We start from the raw sequence: 21066 nt of genomic DNA on the forward strand, positions 1-21066 counted from the left end.
ATGTGCTGGGATAAGAATCGGCCGCCACGAGGGCCTACCAAGCGGGCCGATATCTGCCACAAGGCCCCCTCCTGTGCAAGCTTGCTAGCTCTGCCAAAGCGATAAAATCGGGTCAATATCGGGGCCAAAATGCCTGTTCTGGCGCGAAACGGCCGACTTTCCGCGGAATAGGTTCCGATATCCCCACCCAACTGGCCAGTTGCCCGATACGCCGGATTCGATCCATTTCGATTTTCGCACGATCGGATCGCGCAGGCCTCTTGAGCCGCCTTATTCCTCGGGCATGTTATCGCCGATCGCTGTAATGGACCGGTGATGGCAGACGAGAACGACAAGAGCACGAAGCAGGACGCCAGACAGGCGAGGGCGTCCCGCGACGACCGGCTCAAATCGGCGCTGCGCGAAAACCTGAAGCGGCGGAAGATGCAGGCGCGCGAACGCGCCGCAAGCACCGACCCCTCGCAGAATGAAGATGGTTCCCTAGATGAGGGGGCCGCCGGCGAGATAGCCGGCAAGACCGGCGACTAGAATTTTTGGAGTGCATGGACGTGGCAATGGGGCAGGACGAATCGCAACGACCCGAGAGTGACGCGCAGATGTCGCGGTTCACCCGCCCTGAACAGACCTTTCCGGCGCTGACACCAGCCGAGATCGAGCGTGTCAGGCATTTCGGCGAGGTCCGCAACTATGCCGATGGGGAATTCCTGTTCGAGACCGGTAAGCCGGGACCCGGCATGTTCGTCGTGCTCAAGGGCCACGTCGCCATCACCCAGCGCGACGGCCTCGGCCATGTCACGCCGTTGATCGATCAGGGGCCGGGGCAATTTTTGGCCGAGCTGAGCCAGCTCTCCGGACGGCCGGCGCTGGTCGACGGCCGCGCCGAAGGCGATGTCGAGACGCTGCTGTTGCCGCCGGAGCGGCTGCGCGCGCTGCTGGTCGCCGAGGCCGAACTCGGCGAGCGCATCATGCGCGCGCTGATCCTGCGCCGGGTCAATCTGCTCCAGGGCGGCGTCGGCGGCGTGGTGCTGATCGGTCCGTCGCATTCGGCAGGCGTGGTGCGGTTGCAGGGCTTCCTCACCCGCAACGGCCAGCCGCATCATCTGCTCGATCCCGCGCGCGATCGCGACGCCGCCGACGTCATCGCGCGTTATTCGCCCAAGCCGGACGACTGGCCGCTGGTCGTCACACCCGATGGTGCGGTGCTGCGCAATCCCGGCGAAACCGAGCTTGCGCGCGCGATCGGCATGATCGGCGGTCCGCGCAACGACCGTATCTACGACGTCGCGATCGTCGGCTCGGGGCCAGCCGGGCTCGCCACGGCCGTGTATGCCGCGTCCGAAGGCCTCTCCGTCGCCGTGCTCGACACCCGCGCCTTCGGCGGCCAGGCCGGCGCCAGCGCGCGCATCGAAAACTATCTGGGCTTTCCGACCGGCATTTCCGGCCAGGCCCTGACCGCGCGCGCCTTCAACCAGGCACAAAAGTTCGGCGCGGAAATCATGATCCCGGTGACGGTGAAGTCGCTCGACTGCACGCGCAAGGACGGCGCGTTCTCGGTGGCGCTTGACGGCTGCGATCCCCTGCATTCGCGCGCGGTGGTGGTCGCAAGCGGCGCACGCTATCGCCGGCCCGAGATCGAGAACCTCGACAAGTTCGAAGGCCGTGGCGTCTGGTATTGGGCCTCGCCGGTCGAGGCGAAGCTCTGCGCCGGCGAGGAAGTGGCGCTGGTCGGCGCCGGAAACTCGGCGGGGCAGGCCGCTGTGTTCCTGTCGGGGCACGCCAAAAAAGTGCTGATGATCATCCGCGGCGGCGGTCTCGGCGCCAGCATGTCGCGCTATCTCATCGAGCGCATCGAAGCCACGCCGAACATCGAACTGATGTTCAACACCGAGATCACGGCGCTCGAAGGCGACGAGGCCTCGCTGCTGCGGCGCATCCGCTGGAAGAGCCGGCTCTCGGCCGACGAGGATTTCGCCGACATCCGCAATCTCTTCCTGTTCGTCGGCGCCGATCCCGCCACCAGCTGGCTCGACGGCTGCGGCATCACGCTCGATCGCGGCGGCTTCGTCGTCACAGGCGCGCAGTCCGAGCAGAACCAGGGCCGGCTGGTTGCGCCGCTGGAGACGTCGGTGCCCGGCGTGTACGCCGTCGGCGACGTCCGCTCCGGCTCGGTCAAGCGCGTCGGCGGCGCCATCGGCGAAGGCGCCCAGGTCGTGGCCTCCCTGCACGGCTTCCTCGGCGACGCCGCAAAACCGGCGCTTTAGTCAAGGACAAGGCAAGTAAATGGCAAGTCGAATGAGGCTTGCCATCTTGCGGTGTGATGCGTGACTATCTCCTCATCCTGAGGAGCGCGCATTGCGCGCGTCTCGAAGGATGAAGGCCCAGCTGCCAAAGCCGGGCCTGCATGGTTCGCGCGGCGATGCGCAAGCATAGTCCGCAGGGGCGCTCGCGCGCCTCCTCACCATGAGGATCGACAAAGAAGCGCTTAACGGGAGGACTAAATGGCTGAAATCGTCGTGCTGTATAAAACGCCCACGGATGCTGCGGCCTTCGACAAATACTATGCCGAGACCCATATTCCGCTCGCCAAGAAACTTCCAGGCTTGAAGAAGTACGCCATCAGCAAGGGGCCGGTCGGCTCCCCCGCTGGACCTTCCGGAATCCATCTCGTCGCCATTCTCACCTTCGACAGCACGGCCGACATCCAGGCGGCATTCGCTAGCCCGGAAGGCAAGGCGACCGGTGCCGACGTGCCGAAATTCGCCAGTGGCGGCGCCGACCTGTTGATCTTCGACACCAAGGAAGTGTGAACCGCGATTCGACTTCGTCGACTCGTAGCCCCGGATTTCGCTTCGCTCCATCCGGGCTACAACTGCCGTCGTTTGTGACAGCGGTGCAAATAATTCAGCCATGCGTTTTCTATTCGCACGACGACGCATGGCTGCGCACGCATGTGTGACGCCAGCGCGTGTGGCAATTCGATGAGGACCGTAATATCAATCCCGACCTCAATATGGAGTAGGAGAGATGTCATGGTTCTTGGGTTGAGCTTGCCCGCCTTCACGCTGGTTCATGTCATCATCAGCCTGATCGGCATCGCCGCCGGCCTTGTCGTGATGTTCGGCCTGCTCGGCTCGAAGCCGATGCCGCGCCTCACCGCGATTTTCTTAGCGTTCACGATCCTCACCAGCGCCACCGGCTTCCTGTTTCCGTTCAAGGAGCTGCTGCCGTCGCATATCATCGGCATCATCTCGCTGGTGCTGCTCGCGATCGCCTGCGTCGCGCTCTACGGCATGAAGCTCGCTGGGGTGTGGCGCCCGGTCTACATCGTGACCGCGATGATCTCGCTCTATTTCAACGTCTTCGTGTTGGTGATCCAGTCGTTCCTGAAGGTGCCGGCACTCGCCGCGCTCGCTCCCGCCGTGGCGCCCGCGCCGCCCGGAGGTCCGGTGTTCGCCGTGGTGCAGGGCCTCGTGCTGGTGTTCTTCGTGGTGCTCACCGTCGGCGCCTGGCGCCGCTTCAAACCGATGGCGTTCGCCTGAACATACAAGGAGCCTGACAATGCCCACCATCACCACCAAGGACGGCGTCGAGATCTTCTACAAGGACTGGGGCTCGGGCCAGCCGATCGTGTTCAGCCATGGCTGGCCGCTGTCGGCCGACGACTGGGACGCCCAGATGATGTTCTTCGTGACGCGCGGCTATCGCGTCATCGCGCATGACCGTCGCGGCCATGGCCGTTCGTCGCAGGTCGCCGACGGCCATGACATGGATCATTATGCCGATGATCTTGCGGCGGTGACCGCCCATCTCGATCTCAAGAACGCAATCCACGTCGGCCACTCCACGGGCGGCGGCGAAGTGGTGCATTACATCGCGCGCCACGGCGAGAGCCGGGTGGCGAAGGCCGCGATCCTCTCCGCAGTGCCGCCGCTGATGGTGAAGACGGAGGCCAATCCCGGCGGCCTGCCGAAGAGCGTGTTCGACGCTTTCCAGGTGCAGCTCGCTGCCGGCCGCGCCAGCTTCTACCGCGACATCGCGGCCGGCCCCTTCTATGGCTACAACCGTCCCGGCGCAAAGCCCTCGGAAGCGGTGATCCAGAACTGGTGGCGCCAGGGCATGATGGGCGGCGCGAAAGCCCATTACGACGGCATCGTCGCGTTTTCGCAAACCGACTTCACCGAGGATCTGAAGAAGATCAATGTGCCTGTGCTGGTGATGCACGGCGACGACGACCAGATCGTGCCTTACGCCGACTCCGCGCCGCTGTCGGCCAAGCTCTTGAAGAACGGCACGCTGAAGACCTACAAGGGTTTCCCGCACGGCATGCCGACAACGCACGCCGAGACCATCAACGCGGACCTGCTTGCGTTCTTCAAGGAGTGAGCGGCCTCAGTCCACGCGCGGACCGATCTGATTTCGAACGGGCCGGGTGCGAACACGTTCCAGTCGCGTGTGAGCCGGTGGTTGCAGCTTTTCATTAGTCAGTCTGCCGCGGAAGGCGCGCTGCGGGGAGGTCCCGATGCAGATCATCATCTTCGGCGCGACCGGCATGGTCGGGCAGGGCGTTTTGCGCGAATGCCTGATCGATGCCCGCATCGATCGCGTGCTCGTGGTCGGCCGCAGCCCGACCGGCGTGCGCCACGCCAAGCTCACCGAGATCACACACGGCGAGTTCACGGACTATTCGGCGATCGAAGCGCAGCTCACCGGCTTCGATGCCTGCTTCTTCTGCCTCGGCGTCTCCTCGATCGGCATGAGCGAGGAGCGCTACCGCCATCTGACCTATGACATCACGCTCGCAGCGGCGACCGCGCTGGCACGGCTCAATCCGCAGATGACATTCGTCTATGTCACGGGCGCCGGCACTGATTCCACCGAGCAGGGTTCGCGGATGTGGGCGCGGATCAAGGGCAAGACCGAGAACGACCTGCTCAAGCTGCCATTCAAGGCGGCCTACATGTTCCGGCCCGGTGCGATCCAACCGCTCCACGGTGCCCGCTCCAAGACTGCGTGGGTGCAGGCCGTGTATGCAGCAAGTTGGCCGCTGTGGTCGGTGCTGCGCCGGCTCTCGCCGCGGCTCGTTACCTCGACCGAGCAGATCGGCCGCGCCATGATCCGGGTTGCGCGGGAGGGGTATCCGCGAAAGGTGCTGGGGATGGAGGATATCAATAGCCTCTAGTCCCGTAGGGCATTAGTTCTAGGGAAATTTCGCCGCCCGCGCGCGTTGAGCCCTATCCGCCCGAAGGAGAAAGCGCCGTCGATGTCTCCCCAGCTCAAACTGATCGCACTCGACGCCGACGACCTCTCCGTAATCTCGGCCCACGTCCAGGACGCCCGCGTGCAGCCCTCGGACATCATCTGGCGGCAAAGTGAAAAGCGGCTGGTCGTCGGCATGAGCCGGTTGGACTGGGAGCAGACGCTGGACGGCGAAGCCGAGCCGCGCAGGCTGGTGGCGGCTCTCCGGTTCGACCGCGTGCTCGCCTGCAAGTCGCGCGACATCGACCTCGACGCGCCGGACACTGTCCTGGACCTTGTCGGCATCGAATTCCACGGCCAGGACGCCCCCGGCGGGAGCGCGCTGCTGCTGTTTGCCCAAGGCGGCGCCATCCGCCTCGACGTCGAATGCCTGGAATGCGAGCTGACTGATCTGGGGGCGGATCAGCTGGGGACGGGGTTGGAGGCTGAAGGCGAGGGGTGAGGTGGCATGCCAACGCCACGCCTTCCGGTTTCGCCAGGACGACGCCGGAGGGGAGCGGCCCGGCTCAAGGGTTGACGCAGCTTCCCCGCCGCGCCATTGAGCAGGGGCCTGGTGAGCCAAACCGCGCCCCCAAAAACCAGTTAGAAGCCAAGATGCCCGTTCGTCTCGACCGCAGCAGCGCCGATTTTGACCAGCGATTCGGGGCCTTCCTCGCCGCCAAGCGCGAGGCCTCGGCCGATGTCGAGGCGGCCGCGCGTGCCATCGTCGACGACGTGGCGAAGCGGGGCGATGCCGCCTTGCTCGAGGCCACGGCAAAGTTCGACCGGTTGACGCTCGATGCATCCGACCTGCGCGTCACCGCCGCCGAGATCGAGGCCGCGGTGAAAGCCTGTGATGCAGCGACGCTGGATGCGCTCAAGCTCGCGCGCGATCGCATCGAGACCTATCACCGCCGCCAACTGCCGAAGGACGAGCGCTTCACCGATCAGCTCGGCGTCGAGCTCGGCTGGCGCTACACCGCGATCGAATCCGCCGGCCTCTACGTGCCCGGCGGCACCGCGGCCTATCCGTCCTCGGTGCTGATGAATGCGGTGCCGGCAAAGGTCGCCGGCGTGACGCGTCTCGTCATGGTGGTGCCTTCGCCCGACGGCAAGCTCAATCCGCTGGTGCTGGCGGCGGCAAAGCTTGGCGGCGTCACCGAGATCTATCGCGTCGGCGGTGCGCAGGCGGTGGCCGCGCTCGCCCATGGCACCGCGACGATCGCGCCCGTCGCCAAGATCGTCGGCCCCGGCAATGCATATGTCGCCGCGGCAAAGCGGCTGGTCTTCGGCAAGGTCGGCATCGACATGATCGCCGGTCCCTCCGAGGTGCTCGTCATCGCCGATGACACCGGCAATGCCGACTGGATTGCCGCCGACCTGCTGGCCCAGGCTGAGCACGATGCCAGCGCGCAGTCGATCCTGATTACCGATTCCGCGCGCCTTGCCGCCGATGTCGAAAAAGCCGTCGAGGCGCAGTTGAAGACGCTGCCGCGCGCCGTGATCGCCAGCGCCTCGTGGGCCGATTTCGGCGCCATCATCATGGTGAAGAACCTCAACGAGGCCATTCCGCTCGCGGATGCGATTGCCGCCGAACATCTCGAGATCATGACGCAAGATCCCGACGCGCTCGCCGCAAAAATCCGCAACGCCGGCGCCGTGTTCCTCGGGGCGCATACGCCGGAGGCGATCGGGGACTATGTCGGGGGCTCCAACCATGTGCTGCCGACGGCGCGCTCGGCACGATTCTCGTCGGGGCTCTCGGTGCACGATTTCCTCAAGCGCACCTCGATCCTGAAATGCGGCCCGGATCAGCTGCGTGCGCTGGGACCAGCCGCGATGATTCTCGGCAAGGCGGAGGGGCTAGATGCCCATTCGCGCTCGATTGGATTGCGCCTCAATTTGTCATGACCCAGCCGCCCGAACAGGACGACTCGACCAATCGCATCGTCGGCGTCACGCTCGACGAGGACTCGATCGGCCGTTCCGGGCCTGACATCGAGCATGAGCGCGCGATCGCGATCTACGATTTGATCGAGCAGAACCTGTTCGCGCCGGAGGGCGCCGACGGGAAGGGGCCGTTCACGCTGCATATCGGGATCACCGGCAGCCGGCTGATGTTCGACATCCGTCGCGAGGACGGCACGCCCGTGGTCGCGCATCTGTTGTCGCTGACGCCGTTCCGGCGGATCGTGAAGGACTATTTCATGATCTGCGACAGCTACTATCAGGCGATCCGCACAGCGACGCCGGACAAGATCGAGGCCATCGACATGGGCCGCCGCGGCATCCATGACGAGGGCTCGCGCACGCTGCAGGAGCGGCTGAAGGGCAAGGTGCGGGTCGATTTCGAGACCTCGCGCCGGCTGTTCACGCTCATTACCGTTCTGCACTGGAAGGGTTAAGCGCGATGGCGGGTCCGCCACGCGCACGCGATCCGCAATCGGTGCTGTTCGCTTGCGCCATGAACAGCGTGCGCTCGCCGATGGCCGAGAGCCTGCTGCGGCACATGTTTCCGCAAGGGCTCTACGTGAAATCGGCCGGCGCCAGGCGCGGCGAACTCGATCCGTTCGCGGTGTCCGTGATGGCCGAGCTCGGCCAGGACATCTCCGCCCACAAGCCTCAGACCTTCGAGGAACTGGAGGATTGGGAGGGGTTGAATTTCGACCTGATCATCACGCTGTCGCCGGAGGCGCATCACAAGGCGCTGGAGCTGACCCGCACGCTTGCCGCCGACGTCGAGTATTGGCCGACGCATGATCCCACCACCATGGAAGGCAGCCGCGACCAGAAGTTGGCTGCCTATCGCGACGTCTGCGACCAGCTCCTGCTGCGCATCCGCCGGCGGTTTTCGAAGGTGGGCGCGGCGAACGGGTAGCATTCGGCGCCCGTAACACCCGCGTCACAGACTGCAGGCACACGCATCCTGTACCCGTCGAATCAGTAAAGTCCGGGTTCCCGGGTTGTGAAATCAGCCCCCGTCCGATAGGTTCCGCGCGCAATTCACCCCCTGCTTCATTCCCCAAATCACCTGATGCTCGGCCGCCCCAAATTCGTTCTCGCCTCCGGTTCGCCGCGGCGCCTGTCGCTGCTCAACCAGGCCGGCATCGAGCCGGACGCGCTCCGGCCCGCCGACGTCGACGAGACGCCGAAGCGGGGCGAGCTGCCGCGCGCCTGCGCCAACCGGCTCGCGCGGGCCAAGGCGGATGCGGCGCTCAAATCGGTGCAGCTTGACGACGAGCTGCGCGGCGCCTTCATCCTCTCCGCCGACACGGTGGTGGCGGTCGGCCGCCGCATCTTGCCCAAAGCCAACCTCGTCGACGAGGCCGCGCAGTGCCTGCGGCTGCTGTCGGGTCGCAACCACCGCGTCTACACCGCGATCACCCTGGTGACGCCGCGCGAGGCCTTCCGCCAGCGCCTGGTCGAGACCCGCGTCCGCTTCAAGCGCCTCTCGGAGGACGACATTCAGGCCTATATCGGCTCCGGCGAATGGCGCGGCAAAGCCGGCGGCTACGCGGTGCAGGGCATCGCCGGCTCCTTCGTGGTCAAGATGGTGGGGTCCTACACCAACGTGGTCGGCCTGCCGCTCTACGAGACCACCACGCTGCTCGGCGGCGAAGGTTTCCCGATCCGCTTCGGCTGGCTCAACGCCACCGCCGTCTGAGCCGAAAAGCCGCTCCTGCAAAAATCGCGAAAACAACCCCATGCACAGTAGAATTGCCCCGCGGAAATCTGGCCGGGACGCCTGCGCTTCCGCCGGGGGAACCCCTTTGGCGACGGGCTCTTGAACTCTCTCACCTCGTGTAAGCTGAGCACCCTATGGACGACCAGGTGAAAAAGCCCGCAAGCCCCCTCAAAACCTGTCCGATCTGCGGCAAGCCGCAGTCCGAGGCCACCCGCCCGTTCTGCTCCTCGCGCTGCCGCGACGTCGATCTGAACCGCTGGCTGAAAGGCTCCTATGTCATTCCCGGCCGGGATGACGAGGCAGACGGAGAGGAATAACCCTGTTCTATCAAGCATTTAAATTGTCGATGCACCGCTACGCGGCGTTGCCTCCGAGCCACGTCCTGCCTTGTGCACAGCCGGGCCACGCCCCGCGAAGCCATCGGCGAAGCGTGGGTGGACAGGCAGCCTTCAGCCCACTATAAACCGCCCGCTCGATGGGCTTTGGCCCCTCTTTGGAGCACGCCCAGGTAGCTCAGTTGGTAGAGCATGCGACTGAAAATCGCAGTGTCGGTGGTTCGATTCCGCCCCTGGGCACCATTTTCGCTCTCCACGGGCAACATCTTGCCCAGCGCCAAGCCTTGAGCGCCAAGCCTTGACCAGCCGGCTCGCGCAGCAATCCGTTCCGGAACCAGATCGCGCCCGCCGTTGCTGGCACTCTGCTTGCTCAGCCAGGACCAAAGTCTGGCCTTGGAAGAGAGGCCGTTTCAGGTTGAGGCAAGTGATGCAAGAAATGTCCCGTTCTGGTGCTGCCGGCGAACTCCGGCTCGATGCGTTGGTCGCCGATTTGTGGTGGCGCGTTAGACTCATCAACACCGACATTCTCGAGGAAGAGGCGAGAGCAGGGGTGTTTGACGTGCTTCAGCCGACCTATCCGCTTCTTGCGCTGAATCTTCGCGCGCGACGCGACAATTTGGTCTCGACGATCGGCGTGCTCGAGCAGCGTGCGCGATCAACGTCGGAAGCGGCTTGAGCGCGGTCTTCTGTTACACCGGGAACGTCAGCGATTTCGCGAGCCTGACCAGATCGACCTGGCGCCGGCAGCCCGTCTTTTCGAAGACGTGAATGAGGTGGCTCTTCACGGTGCTGACGGAAACGCCGAGCAAGGCCGAGATCGCGTCTCGCGTGTGTCCCTCGCAAATGAGCTCGAAGATGCGAATCTCGGCCGGCGTCAGGTCATAGAGCTGGTTGAGCGCATCGTGAGGCAATCGCGGCGGCCCGGAGGCTGACGTCACGAACACGGCGGCAGCGGCGCTCTGGATCAGACCGGATCGTGTGTGGCTGCGTCGCAGCGGCAGAACGTGGACGACGAGAGGCTCACCGCTTTGGCGAGGGATCGGGATGCCGATGCCTTTTTGCCCGAGCGTTGCCTCGTCCTTTGCCGCCTGCGCGACGGCTGATTGCAATGTGGCCGTGCTCGCCGCGGATTGAACCGCGATCCTGCCATGCCTTGCCACGATCGGATCGCCGGCCGCGAGCATCGCCGCGGCTGCGGCGTTGGTGTGAACGATCTTCGAATCCTCGTCGGCCAGGACGACGCCCACCGTCAGGGCCTCCACCGTCGCCGCGAATGTGTTGGCTTCCACCCCCTTCATGTCGAACAGATTGCTGATCGTCACGGCGCGGCGGATGTGAGGCGCCAGAAGGCGCAATCCGTCGACCTGCGCATCGTCGATCCGGCCTGCCGACTCATGCTGGCTGAATATCGCATTTCCAACCATCGTCCTGTCGCGAACGAGGCCGACGGCAACGGCGTCGAACAAGCCCTTGGGCATGGCCCATTCGCGATAGTAGCGGTTGCTGGAAATAACGTCCGGCCGGACGGCTTGGGATTGAACGATCGGCTCGCCGAGCGGGTATTGCCGAATGCGTTCGGCGCCGCCCCAGAGCTCGATGATGTCGGGGCCGTAGCCGACCGCGTTCTGGGCCATCTGGGCCAGGTCAGACCCGGAGACCGCATTGACGACGGCCTTCATGTTGGTGAGGCTGGCGACCGAGAGCGCGCCGGTGGCAAAGCCGAACTCGGCGCAGATCTGATCCAGAACTTCGGTCCAGCCTTCCGGCGCGATCACACAATCATAGATACTGCCGATGAGATCCGAGAACTTCTCGACCGAAGCCTGCTGCATTCCAAACCACTCAATTGAAAATAACCGACGTCACGTGAACGCTAGTTTAGGAGTGGCTTCATCGCCTATGGTGTATTTCACAATCCTGAGGTGATCTTATCATCGTGATTCCGTGGCGCAAACGGGAACACCGAACACAAATGCTTATGACGCTCTCCTGGGCAGCTGCCATGATTTTCACGAATTACGGAACGTCAACGCCTTGGCTGCATAAAGCCGACGCTCGGGTGTCTGATTAAAACTGCGGCAGATTCGACGTCGATTGCAAAATCTACCTTGTTGTCAGGTAGCTCGCAGTGATCCACCAAGCGAAAGGCATAACTCCATGCACAACTCCATCCAGCGATCGCATTGGCGACGTGGTGACACCCTCGAGCGCGACGACGCATCGTCTGCGACCATCGCGACCAGCCCATCGTGCGCGACCATCGCAATCAACCCATCGTCCGGGACCACCGCAATCAACCTAAGGTCCGCGACCGCCGCCACTAAGCGCACTGGCGACGGAGCCGAACTGAGGAGGTTCGGCTCCGCTTCGCGTGATGGATCGTCTGCGCGTGACGCCTATGTCCATTCGCGATTGTGAGGCTGGAGAACGAGCCACGCCCGCGCTCTCATGCTATTGCTGCCTCGCAACGACACGAGGACACCCATGCTCCCCCTTCCCGCCGATATCTTCACCGAGCCCGAGGACGTCTCGCCCGACGGGCTTGCCAATCTCGGCCCGCTCCGCCGTCTCGCCGGTGTCTGGCAGGCCGACAAGGGTATCGACATCAATCCGAAGGCCGAGGGGCCGGAGCGGCGGACCTTCATCGAGCGCATCCGGATGGACCCGATCGATCCGCAGGCCAACGGGCCGCAGCTGCTCTATGGGCTGCGTTATCACATCCACATCAACACGCCCGAGGAAGACATCACCTTCCACGACCAGGTCGGCTACTGGTTGTGGGAGCCCGCGACCGGGTTGATCATGCAGACGCTGGCGATCCCGCGCGGGCAGGTGCTGCTGGCGTCGGGCAAGGCCGGGCCGGGCGACAAGGAGATCTCCGTGACCGCCAAGCGCGGCGACACCGCTTACGGGATCTGCTCGACTGATTTTCTGGAACAAGCGTTCCGCACCGATGCTTACCGCTGCGACATCACCTTCAACGACGACGGCAGTTGGACCTATCTGATCCAGACCGAGTTGTTCGTGCGCGGCGCGCCGTTCAACCATCGCGACACCAACACGCTGAAACTCATCGCGCCGCCAAAGCTCAATCCCCTCGCTTTGATCGTGAACGATCGCGCCACTGGGAATGAGAAGGGCAATGAGCCGGCTGCCTGAGCGCGGCCCGGAGATACGCATGAAGCCTTACGTCATCTGCCTGATGCATTCGAGTCTGGACGGCCGCACCCATCCGAGCCGCTGGCGCCCGAAGGGGGCAGGAACGGACTGGTTCGAGAAGATCCACGACGAGCTCGGCGGCGACGCCTGGGTGATCGGCCGCATCACCGGCTCGGAGTTCGCCAAGGGCGAGCCCTATCCCACGACGGCGGACGCGAAATTTCCGCGCGAAAACTGGTTCGCGCGACGCGACGCGAAAACCTATGGCGTCGTGCTCGATGCGCAGGGCAAGATCGGCTGGGGCCGCTCCGATATCGGCGGCGATCCGATCGTCGTCGTGTTGACCGAGAGCGTCGCAGATTCGCATCTCGCGGGGCTCCGCGGCGAGGGCGTGTCCTATATCTTTGCCGGCAAGTCCGAGATCGACCTCGCGCTGACGCTGGACATCCTCAACCGCGAGCTCGGCGTGAAGCGCCTGCTGGTGGAGGGCGGCGGCGTCGCCAACGGCGCGTTCCTGCGTGCCGGCCTGATCGACGAGTTCAACCTGATCCTCAGTCCCGCGATCGACGGCGCCAAGGGCGCGCCATTCGTGTTCGATTCCATGGACTCCGACGGCGACCGGCGCGCACCACTGAGCGCGATGACGCTGGAGAGCACGCGGGATGTCGGTGGCGGCGTCCTGCTGCTGCGCTATCTGATCCAGAACGATCCGCAGGCCATGGGCAAGTAACAGCACCGAGATGTCGGCAACATCAGAGCATATCGTCATTGTCGGTGCCGGCGCGGCCGGCCTGATGGCGGCGCGCGAGCTGGCGCGCGCGGGCAGGACCGTGACAATCCTGGAGGCGCGCGAGCGCTGCGGCGGCCGCATCCATCCGCTGCCTGCTTCGGAGTTCGGCTACCCCGCCGACGGCGGCGCCGAATTCGTCCACGGCGAGGCGCCGGTCACGCGCGCGTTGCTGCGTGAAGCCGGGCTGTCCCTTCAGGAGATCGAGGGCGAGCGATGGGGCTTTGACGGCGCTGACATCGTGCGCGAGGATCGCCACGATCCGCATCAGGCTGAGCTGCACGCCGTGGTTCGGGAATTGAACGACGACCTCACCGTCGCCGATTTCCTGCGCCGGCATTTTGCCGGGGATGAGCATGCGCGGCTGCGCCATTCGATCGAGCGGATGGTCGAGGGCTATGATGCGGCCGATCCCGAGTCCGCCTCCACGCTGGCGCTGCGCGAGGAATGGATGGCTGGCGGGCACTCTCCGCAGGCGCGCATCAAGGGCGGCTATGGTGGGATGATCGACTTCCTGGCAGCCGAGTGCCGCAAGCTTGGCGTGACGTTTCGCTTCGGCTGCATGGTGTTGGCGATCGAGGAGGAGGGCGGCGCGATCGCCGTTCGCTGTGTCGGCGGCGACGTGCAGGGCTGCGATCGCGTGATCATCACCGTTCCGTTGCCGTTGTTGCGCGAGATCGGGCTGCCGAGCCGCGCGCGCGCGAAGGCGGCGGCGGCCGACGATATCGGCTTCGGTAACGTGATAAAAATCCTGCTGCGCTTCAGGCGGCCATGGTGGCGTGAGCGCAAGGAAGAGCTCGCGGACATGGCCTTCCTTTTGTCCGACCAGGCCATCCCGGTGTGGTGGACGCAATATCCGAACCGGCATCCCGTGCTGACCGGATGGTTCGGCGGCCCGCGCACGGCAGCGCTGTCGCGTCTCGACCCGCAAGCGCTGATCGATACCGGGCTCGATTCGCTTGCGATCGTCTTTGGCCTGTCGCGCGAGGACCTCGCACGCGAACTCGTCATCGCGGTCGCGACAAACTGGGCGCACGATCCCTACGCCCGCGGCGCTTATTCCTGGGCGACGCCGCGAACGCGCGAGGCGCAAACGATCCTTGCGCGCGCCGACGGTCCGGTGCTGTTCTCCGGCGAGGCGCTCTATCGCGGAGCCGACATGGGTACAGTCGAAGCGGCGCTGGCGAGCGGTCAACAGACGGCGGGGATAATCTTGCGGGAATAGGCTGACGAGCAAAGAAAGGCCCGCGTTTCGCGAGCCTTTCGTCTTGCTGCCTTTCGTCTTACCAGCGGCTGCCGCCGAAGCCGAACGTCACGCTGGGACCGCCGCCGCCGTAATATCCGTACGGTCCACCGCCGTAATAGCCGTGGTGCCGCGGATAATAGCCGTAGCTCCGGTAGTGCGGACGATGAAATCCGTGATGGTGGTGAGGACGCCAGTGATGGCGATAGCCGTGATGGTGGTGCCTGTGCTGCGCGCTGATGTCGGTTGACTGGGCGGCTGGCGCGTTCTGTTTCGCACTTGAATGATTGGCCGCGTTCGCCGCGGATCCGCCGACAAGCGCCGCAGCACCGACGGCCATCGCGACAAAGAGATACTTCATGTCATCACTCCGGTTGAATGTCGTGTGACAACACATGGTCATCCGGCACGTTCCGGCCAGTGCGGGCGTCGAAACGACGCAGTTACATTGGTCCGGTTCGCGCGGCTGCTTGCGTCTCGTGAGATCTATTGTCGCATCACCGGCGTGATCGCAACTCTGCCATCACTCTGCCGCGAATGACGCAATCACGTCATCGGTGGTGACGATGCGCGCGAATTCGTCGGTGAGCAATCTCGGCTTCGACACACAGCTGGTGCGCGGCCATCTGAATTCGACCCTGGCGTCTTCGAGGATGCGATCTGCATTCCCTGCCGCATGCCCTACATCACCAGCATGTTCATGCCGCGCAGCGCGGCCGACCGCTGCCGGTGCCCAGGAACTCCGTCAATCTCGCCTTCTTCGCGACGCTGGAAAGGCGTTCACGTAACGGATGGAGCTATTTGAACGGATCCTGGATCGACGGCGCCGACTGCCTGATGCGGCGCACGCTCACCGGCGTGCCGTCGGAGACGAACAGGAGTTCGTACTTCCGGCCCTCGCTGTCGGTCGCGGAGCAGGTGACGTCGTTCACCTTCTTGGCGGCGAAATTGCCGGTCTGGCGGCAGAGGCCGGTGGAGGTCTGCTCGGCCGGCACCGGCAGCCCGTCGACCTTGGGGCGGTCCTTGGAGTTGAGCAGCATGCGGTCGATCGGCAGCTCGTAGGAATTGTCGTCGGCGCGCTTGCCGTTCTCGCCGGAGAACGACACGACGTGATTGTCATCAGCGGGATCGTCGACCGCGACCGTGAAATTGACCCGGCCCTTGTCACCATGAGCGTAGGCGACCGTCTTGCAGGGGAAGGTGCGGCCGGCAACCTTCAACGTCTTGCAGTGGCCGGACATCAGCGCCAGCAAGTCGATAAAGGCGGTCTGTTGCCCGGGCGGATTGTTGACGGGAATCGGCGCGGAAGACTCGGCAAAACAAGGGCTTGCCAAGAGGACCAAGGTGGCGACGAGGGCAGCAGCGAGGATGGGGCGGCAGAGGCGCATCGGAAGGCTCACATGCCAGGGAACGACCGAAAAGTCCCGTCGGATAACCAGCGAACCGTAAATTGGTTGCGATCCCGTTTGTTCTGCCGGACTCGTCTGAAATACCACCGCGCCACCCCAACGGCAATTCGCCCATATCGCCCAACCCATTCCCGGCCAGCACTTGCCGTCAGGCCGGTGTTTTTTTCGTGGCGGGACTACCCCATAGCCGCCCGCCAGCGCGTATCGCGCAAGGATGGGCGGCGGTGCAGGCGGGCGTCGAGCAGGGCGCGGGCGCGCGGCAGGTCGCCGCTGCGCATGAGGGCAACGACAAAAGTGTCCTCGATCAACTCGCGCTGGGCGTGGCTGCCGCCGAGACGCACGACCTCGTCGAGGACCGGCGCGAGCATTTGCACGCATGCCGCGTAATCCTCGTCCGCAAAGGCTGCCAGCGCGCGGCAGACCGCCGGCACGACGGGGCCGGCCGGCAGCTTGCCATTGGCGAGCCGCTGCTCGATCGCGGTCAACCGCGCGACAAGCGCCTCGCGATTTTGCGTTGCGGCTGCGAACAGTGCCATGTGGATATCGGCGAAGGGCAGGCTCGATTTCGGAAACAGTCTTTGCGCGGTGGCATCGGCTTCGACCCAGAGCGCTCTCGGCACGGCGTGGCCGTAAGCCGACAGGCGCCAGAGCAGTGACGCACCGTCGGTGACGAGATTGAGCGGCGGCGCCTGTGTGGCCTTTGGCTGCAGCACATCGGCATAGATCGCGAGCGCCCGCGCGGCATCGCCATGCTCCAGCGCGCCGAGCGCCTGATGCCAGCGGATGTGGCCGTGCAAGATCCCGGCGCGGTCGTAAGAGGGGATCCAGTCGTCGACGAGCCGGTCGGCCGCTTCGATCGAACCGTCCTCGAACATCGCATGCAGCACGGCGTGCACAGCATGGGCATTCTGCCGGCGCAGCTCGAAGCCGCGCTCGGTGACACCGCGGCCGCGACCGACATTGCCGTTCTCGGTCATCGCCCAGCCGTACATGGTGAGGAACCACCAATCCTCGCCATAGTCATGCGCGACGCGCTCGCACAGCTCCTGCCGCGCGCGGTCGTGATCGGCCATGCCGGAGAACGCGAACAGGCCGAAGGCGCCGAGCGGCAGCGACAGCACCAATGCATCGCGCGGCCACGCCTCGACGTGCTTCATCGTTGCCGCGATCGCCTCCGGCAGCCGGCCCTCGATTGCGAGCGCCAGCGTCTCGACATGCGAACGCTCGCGTTCCGTGCCGCGTGTCGCCACGAGCTCACGCGCGAGGGCCGCCTTCTGACGTGCCAGGTCGCCTTGCTGATAGAAGCCATGCAGGCGGGCGCGGGCGATATGGGCCAGCGCAAAATCCGGATCGGCCGCAGTCGCGCGCTCCAGCGTTTCCGCCGTGCCGGTCCAGCCCGCGAGCATGAGGTCGACGCCCTCACGATAAGCGGATGCCGCCTCGGGCGAAGAGGTGGAGATCGGCAGGCCATAGCGATCTTCGAGGGCCATCCTTGTCTCCGGCTCAGGCCGTCCGCGCGCGACGTCCTTCGATCGGATAGGCCGGGTCGTTGTAGCCTGGCGTCGAAGGATGACCCGGCACGACCAGTCTGTCGATCAGCGCCTCGTCCTCGGCGGTGAACCGATAGTCGAGCGCGCCGATGTAGCCGTCCCATTGCTCCTCGGTGCGCGGGCCGGCAACGGTCGAGGAGACAAAGGCGGAGTTCAGCACCCAGGCGACCGCGAACTGGCCGCCGGTGATGCCCTTCTTTTCGGCGTGAACCTTGATCTCTTGCGCCAGCTGGAGCGATTCCGGCCGCCATTCGGTCTGCATCATGCGGGTGTCATTGCGGCCCGCGCGCGTCTCCTTGTCGGGAGCCGCGTCGGGCGTGTATTTGCCGGTCAGCACGCCGCGCGCCAGGGGGCTATAGGGCACGATGCCGAGGCCGTAATAGGAGCAGGCCGGGAAGTGCTCGACTTCGGGCATGCGATTCATGGCGTTGTAATAGGGTTGGCTCACCGCGGGCCGGTCGATGCCGAGCCGGTCGCAGATGTTGCAGATTTCGGCGACGCGCCAGGCGCGGTAGTTCGAGACGCCGAAATAGCGCACCTTGCCGGCGCGGATCAAATCGCCCATCGCGCGCACCGTCTCCTCCAGCGGCGTCGAATGGTCTTCCTTGTGCAGATAATAGATGTCGATGTGGTCGGTGCCGAGCCGCTTCAGGCTCTCATCCGCCGCTTGCAAGACCCAGCGTCGCGACAGGCCGACACGGTTGGGATCGTCGCCCATGGGATTGGCGAGTTTCGTGGCCAGCACCCAGGCGTGACGGTTGTTGCCGATGGCGCGTCCCACGACCTGTTCGGATGCGCCCTTGGAATAGGCGTCGGCGGTGTCGATGAAATTGACCCCGGCCTCGTGCGCCTTCGCGATGATCCGCTTTGAGGTGGCTTCATCGGTCGGCCCGCCGAACATCATGGTGCCCAAGCAGATCGGCGACACTTTCAGGCCGCTGCGGCCGAGTTGGCGGTATTGCATGGGCGCGTCCTTGCTGCTTCTTCTGGCGACAGCATAACCGTCTCACTCCGTCATTGCGAGCGCAGCGAAGCAATCCAGAGATGCGTCTGCGGCGGCAGTCTGGATTGCTTCGCTGCGCTCGCAATGACGCGGTTGGCGGAGATGCTTGCTACGCTCTCAGCTGTCATCGCCCGGCTTGACCGGGCGATCCAGTATTCCGAGAGGGCTGTAGTTCAATCGAGAAGCCGCGGCGTACTGGATTCCCCGCCTTCGCGGGAAATGACAGCGTTGGGTGTGGAGTTACCCCGGCCCCTTCAAGATCTTGAACACGCCATTGGCCATCACCACGCAGCGGCCGTCCACGCTGACCTCCGTGCTCATGAAGATCAGGCTGCGCGTCGAGCGCACCACGCGCGGGCGGGAGATCAGGATGTCGCCGATCTGGCCGGCGTCGACGAAATGGGTGTCGAGCTGCACCGTCGCCATGAACTCCTTGCCCGAGACATAGCGGGCAGTCATGCCGCAGGTACGGTCCGCGAACGTCATCATCACGCCGCCCTGGACCATGCCGCGGCGATTGTGGTGCTTGTCCTCGGTCGCAAGTGCGAATTCGTACTGGCCGTCGACCTTGCGCTCCCACAATGGGCCGATCAGGTGCATGAAGCCCGTGGTCTCCAGGATGGTCCAGCCGTCTGCTTTCAGCCTCGCGGCGGTCTTGTTGGTCATGTCGTCCATTTCCTGAGCGGGTCGTGCGATCTCGTTTCATCGGGGCCGGACGTGGTGTAGTCAAGCATGATGAGACCGTTCGACGATGCCACACGGCGGAATATCGCGGCTGCCTGTGCGGCCTTCACGCGGCTGCCGGAGGATGAGGCGCCGGCGGCGTTGAAGCGTGCCGCTGTGGTGATTGCGCTGACCGCAGCCAGCGAGCGCGATGACACGGCGTTCCTGCTCACGCTGCGCGCATCGCATCTGCACGCCCATCGCGGCCAATGGGCTCTTCCCGGCGGACGCTGCGATGCCGGCGAGACGCCGGTCCAGGCGGCACTGCGCGAGCTCGACGAGGAGCTTGGCCTGCGCCTCACCGGCGCGGAGGTGCTCGGCACGCTCGATGACTATCCGACCCGCTCCGGTTATCTGATCACGCCGGTCGTGGTCTGGGCCGCCGATAGTGCCGCGATCAAACCAAACCCGGACGAGGTCGCCTCCGTCCATCGCATCGCGCTTGCGACGGTCGAGCGCGCCGACGCCTTCGATTTCGTCGCGATCCCCGAGAGCACGCGCCGTGTGATCCGTTTCCATCATCAGTCGAGCTTGATTCACGCACCGACGGCGGCCCTGATCTACCAGTTCCGCGAAGTGCTGGCAGGACGGCACACCCGCGTCACCGAGCTGGAACAGCCGGTACTCGCCTGGAAATGACGCGAGGGGCGAAAACGAGGTAAACGGCGCGTTAACGTGACAGTTACCGGATGCCTGCTAAGAGGGCAGCATGCATCAATCGATTCGAAATGCCGTGAGACTGGTTCCACTCGCGCTCGTCCTGCTCGCGCCTGCCGTGCGCGGCGGCGAATCCGACGCGCTGCCGCCGGCCGTCCGCAATGCCAATGCCCAGCTGTTGTCGCAGTTCTTTGCGCAAGGCGGCGTGTCGCCCGCCGTGCTGGAATATCGCCGCAAGCTGCAGGAGTATCAGGCGGCGCGCGCGGCCTTTGACGAGGAAGCCGGCGCCTATTGGAGTCAGATCTCCGAGAAGCGGAAAGGCCGTAATGCCAAGCGGCGCAGCGGGCAGCAGGTCACGCTCGACGATTACGTGCTGGAGCATCCGCCGCTCTATAACGGGCCGAAACGGCCGGTGAATCCGGAGCCGGAGGAAACCCCGGACCGCCCGACGAAAAAGCCGATCCCGGTGGTCGCCGATCTGCTGCGCGCGGCGCAGGAGCTTTATCAGTTCACGCCACAGCGGCCGGCCAACGAAGTCGAATTCAAGCGCGTCTATGCACGCTACGCGCTGGCCTCGGGGCTGACGCGCGAGCAGGCGGTGCGGGTCTACGCGTTCGAGACCGGCGGCACCGGCAGTTACGACGTGCAGGCGGGAATCGAACATGGCGGCAAGCGCGCCATTTCGACCGCGATGGGCTACAACCAGCTGCTGACGACCAACAGCGTCGAGCTGCTGGCCGAGCAAGGCCATGAATTCATCCGCGCTCTCTCTGACAAGGTGGCGCGGACCTCAGGCCCGGCGCGTCAGTCGCTCGAGCACAAGCTCACTGTGCTCAAGAAAATGGTGGCGCACGCCAAGTCGGTGCCCGACACCTGGTCGGAGCACGAGAAGATCGGCAACACCGCGCAGGGCTGGGCCATGCATGCCATGGTGCTCGACATCGATATCGGGCCGATGCTGCAGACTCACAAGCTGCTCACCTCGGTGCTGTTCGCGCGTGCCAAGGGCTACAACCGCCCGCTCAGCGCGGCCGAGCTCGAGATGATGAACCTCACCGGCGACGGCACCGGCCTCGACATGGTGACAATGCCGCAGGTAATGCGCGAGCAGGTGCCGACTTCGAACTTCTTCCAGCGCGGCGGCTACGAGCGTAACCCGGTCGCGATCCGCCACAACACGGTGGCGAAGCTGCTGGCGGTGACGGATACGAGGATGGACAGCAACAGCAACAACGCCGGCGCGCGCGAGCTGGCGGGGGCGTTTTAGGCGGCGTCGTCCG

General features: G+C 64.8%; 24 protein-coding genes, 1 tRNA gene and 1 pseudogene. 20 read left to right on the forward strand and 6 right to left on the reverse strand.

Annotation, left to right across the window (positions count from 1 at the left end; translation table 11 throughout):
• Positions 1–315: 315 nt before the first annotated feature.
• The 14 genes from RX329_RS03765 (at position 316) to RX329_RS03835 (ending at position 9931) form a co-directional block, all read left to right on the forward strand.
• The gene (locus RX329_RS03765) at positions 316–528 is read left to right on the forward strand and encodes a hypothetical protein (RefSeq protein WP_085361131.1); all 213 of its coding nucleotides are present in this window, start codon (positions 316–318) and stop codon (positions 526–528) included.
• 26 nt (positions 529–554) lie between these two features.
• On the forward strand, positions 555–2261 hold the full coding sequence (locus RX329_RS03770) for an FAD-dependent oxidoreductase (RefSeq protein WP_085384273.1): 1707 nt from the start codon (positions 555–557) through the stop codon (positions 2259–2261).
• 237 nt (positions 2262–2498) lie between these two features.
• Entirely contained in the window at positions 2499–2807 is a 309-nt protein-coding gene (locus RX329_RS03775) for an EthD family reductase (protein ID WP_007615494.1), read from the forward strand.
• 222 nt (positions 2808–3029) lie between these two features.
• Complete coding sequence (locus tag RX329_RS03780; protein ID WP_085361129.1) at positions 3030–3539, forward strand: hypothetical protein; 510 nt, start codon at positions 3030–3032, stop codon at positions 3537–3539.
• Positions 3540–3558: 19 nt separating this feature from the next.
• On the forward strand, positions 3559–4383 hold the full coding sequence (locus tag RX329_RS03785) for an alpha/beta fold hydrolase (RefSeq protein ID WP_085348318.1): 825 nt from the start codon (positions 3559–3561) through the stop codon (positions 4381–4383).
• Between the two features lie 136 nt (positions 4384–4519).
• Positions 4520–5179, forward strand: coding sequence for an NAD(P)H-binding protein (locus RX329_RS03795; protein WP_085384264.1), 660 nt, complete (start codon positions 4520–4522; stop codon positions 5177–5179).
• 81 nt (positions 5180–5260) lie between these two features.
• On the forward strand, positions 5261–5698 hold the full coding sequence (locus RX329_RS03800) for a DUF2948 family protein (protein WP_026232464.1): 438 nt from the start codon (positions 5261–5263) through the stop codon (positions 5696–5698).
• 152 nt (positions 5699–5850) lie between these two features.
• Positions 5851–7146 carry a histidinol dehydrogenase gene (hisD, locus tag RX329_RS03805; protein ID WP_085361127.1) on the forward strand — a complete coding sequence of 432 codons (1296 nt, stop codon included), beginning with the start codon at positions 5851–5853 and terminating at the stop codon, positions 7144–7146.
• Positions 7143–7640 (forward strand): UPF0262 family protein, encoded by a 498-nt coding sequence (locus tag RX329_RS03810; protein WP_018453111.1) that lies wholly within the window; start codon positions 7143–7145, stop codon positions 7638–7640. The genes hisD and RX329_RS03810 overlap by 4 nt, the downstream gene beginning before the upstream one ends.
• Before the next feature lie 5 nt (positions 7641–7645).
• Complete coding sequence (locus tag RX329_RS03815) at positions 7646–8113, forward strand: low molecular weight phosphatase family protein (protein WP_018453112.1); 468 nt, start codon at positions 7646–7648, stop codon at positions 8111–8113.
• A gap of 156 nt (positions 8114–8269) precedes the next feature.
• Positions 8270–8899, forward strand: a complete 630-nt coding sequence (locus RX329_RS03820) for a Maf-like protein (RefSeq protein WP_007597557.1) — start codon at positions 8270–8272, stop codon at positions 8897–8899.
• 155 nt (positions 8900–9054) lie between these two features.
• Positions 9055–9237 carry a DNA gyrase inhibitor YacG gene (gene yacG, locus RX329_RS03825; RefSeq protein ID WP_007597555.1) on the forward strand — a complete coding sequence of 61 codons (183 nt, stop codon included), beginning with the start codon at positions 9055–9057 and terminating at the stop codon, positions 9235–9237.
• Between the two features lie 185 nt (positions 9238–9422).
• Positions 9423–9498 (forward strand) — tRNA-Phe (locus tag RX329_RS03830).
• A gap of 184 nt (positions 9499–9682) precedes the next feature.
• A complete protein-coding gene (locus tag RX329_RS03835) occupies positions 9683–9931 on the forward strand; it encodes a hypothetical protein (protein ID WP_007615460.1) in 249 nt (82 codons plus the stop codon).
• 13 nt (positions 9932–9944) lie between these two features.
• Here RX329_RS03835 and RX329_RS03840 read toward each other — a convergent pair whose 3' ends face one another.
• Positions 9945–11087 carry a helix-turn-helix transcriptional regulator gene (locus RX329_RS03840; protein ID WP_085361126.1) on the reverse strand — a complete coding sequence of 381 codons (1143 nt, stop codon included), beginning with the start codon at positions 11085–11087 and terminating at the stop codon, positions 9945–9947.
• A gap of 652 nt (positions 11088–11739) precedes the next feature.
• Between RX329_RS03840 and RX329_RS03845 the strand changes: the two genes are divergently transcribed.
• From RX329_RS03845 to RX329_RS03855, 3 genes are read left to right on the forward strand one after another with little or no spacing between them, the layout of a single operon-like run.
• Positions 11740–12414 carry an FABP family protein gene (locus RX329_RS03845; RefSeq protein WP_085348315.1) on the forward strand — a complete coding sequence of 225 codons (675 nt, stop codon included), beginning with the start codon at positions 11740–11742 and terminating at the stop codon, positions 12412–12414.
• A 19-nt stretch (positions 12415–12433) separates the two neighbouring features.
• Complete coding sequence (locus RX329_RS03850) at positions 12434–13144, forward strand: RibD family protein (protein WP_085361186.1); 711 nt, start codon at positions 12434–12436, stop codon at positions 13142–13144.
• 10 nt (positions 13145–13154) lie between these two features.
• The gene (locus RX329_RS03855; protein ID WP_085361125.1) at positions 13155–14426 is read left to right on the forward strand and encodes a flavin monoamine oxidase family protein; all 1272 of its coding nucleotides are present in this window, start codon (positions 13155–13157) and stop codon (positions 14424–14426) included.
• 58 nt (positions 14427–14484) lie between these two features.
• Here RX329_RS03855 and RX329_RS03860 read toward each other — a convergent pair whose 3' ends face one another.
• Positions 14485–14805, reverse strand: coding sequence for a hypothetical protein (locus RX329_RS03860; RefSeq protein WP_018453118.1), 321 nt, complete (start codon positions 14803–14805; stop codon positions 14485–14487).
• Positions 14806–15075: 270 nt separating this feature from the next.
• On the opposite strand from RX329_RS03860, the pseudogene RX329_RS03865 reads away from it, so the two are divergent.
• A pseudogene (locus RX329_RS03865) lies at positions 15076–15203 on the forward strand (oleate hydratase); the annotation flags it as partial.
• A 38-nt stretch (positions 15204–15241) separates the two neighbouring features.
• Here the strand turns inward: RX329_RS03865 and RX329_RS03870 are convergent.
• The 4 genes from RX329_RS03870 to RX329_RS03885 form a co-directional block, all read right to left on the reverse strand.
• Positions 15242–15832 carry a hypothetical protein gene (locus tag RX329_RS03870; RefSeq protein WP_018453119.1) on the reverse strand — a complete coding sequence of 197 codons (591 nt, stop codon included), beginning with the start codon at positions 15830–15832 and terminating at the stop codon, positions 15242–15244.
• Between the two features lie 197 nt (positions 15833–16029).
• Entirely contained in the window at positions 16030–17343 is a 1314-nt protein-coding gene (locus RX329_RS03875) for a tetratricopeptide repeat protein (protein WP_085384263.1), read from the reverse strand.
• Between the two features lie 13 nt (positions 17344–17356).
• Positions 17357–18367, reverse strand: coding sequence for an aldo/keto reductase (locus RX329_RS03880; protein WP_085361124.1), 1011 nt, complete (start codon positions 18365–18367; stop codon positions 17357–17359).
• Positions 18368–18646: 279 nt separating this feature from the next.
• Positions 18647–19072: a PaaI family thioesterase gene (locus RX329_RS03885; RefSeq protein WP_085384272.1), complete on the reverse strand. Its 426-nt coding sequence runs from the start codon at positions 19070–19072 to the stop codon at positions 18647–18649.
• A gap of 66 nt (positions 19073–19138) precedes the next feature.
• On the opposite strand from RX329_RS03885, the gene RX329_RS03890 reads away from it, so the two are divergent.
• Positions 19139–19768, forward strand: coding sequence for an NUDIX hydrolase (locus RX329_RS03890; protein WP_085361123.1), 630 nt, complete (start codon positions 19139–19141; stop codon positions 19766–19768).
• A gap of 70 nt (positions 19769–19838) precedes the next feature.
• Positions 19839–21053: a hypothetical protein gene (locus tag RX329_RS03895; protein WP_018453123.1), complete on the forward strand. Its 1215-nt coding sequence runs from the start codon at positions 19839–19841 to the stop codon at positions 21051–21053.
• Positions 21054–21066: the final 13 nt, after the last annotated feature.

Origin of the sequence: Bradyrhizobium sp. BWC-3-1, assembly GCF_032917965.1 — a bacterium.
Lineage (GTDB): Bacteria > Pseudomonadota > Alphaproteobacteria > Rhizobiales > Xanthobacteraceae > Bradyrhizobium > Bradyrhizobium canariense_D.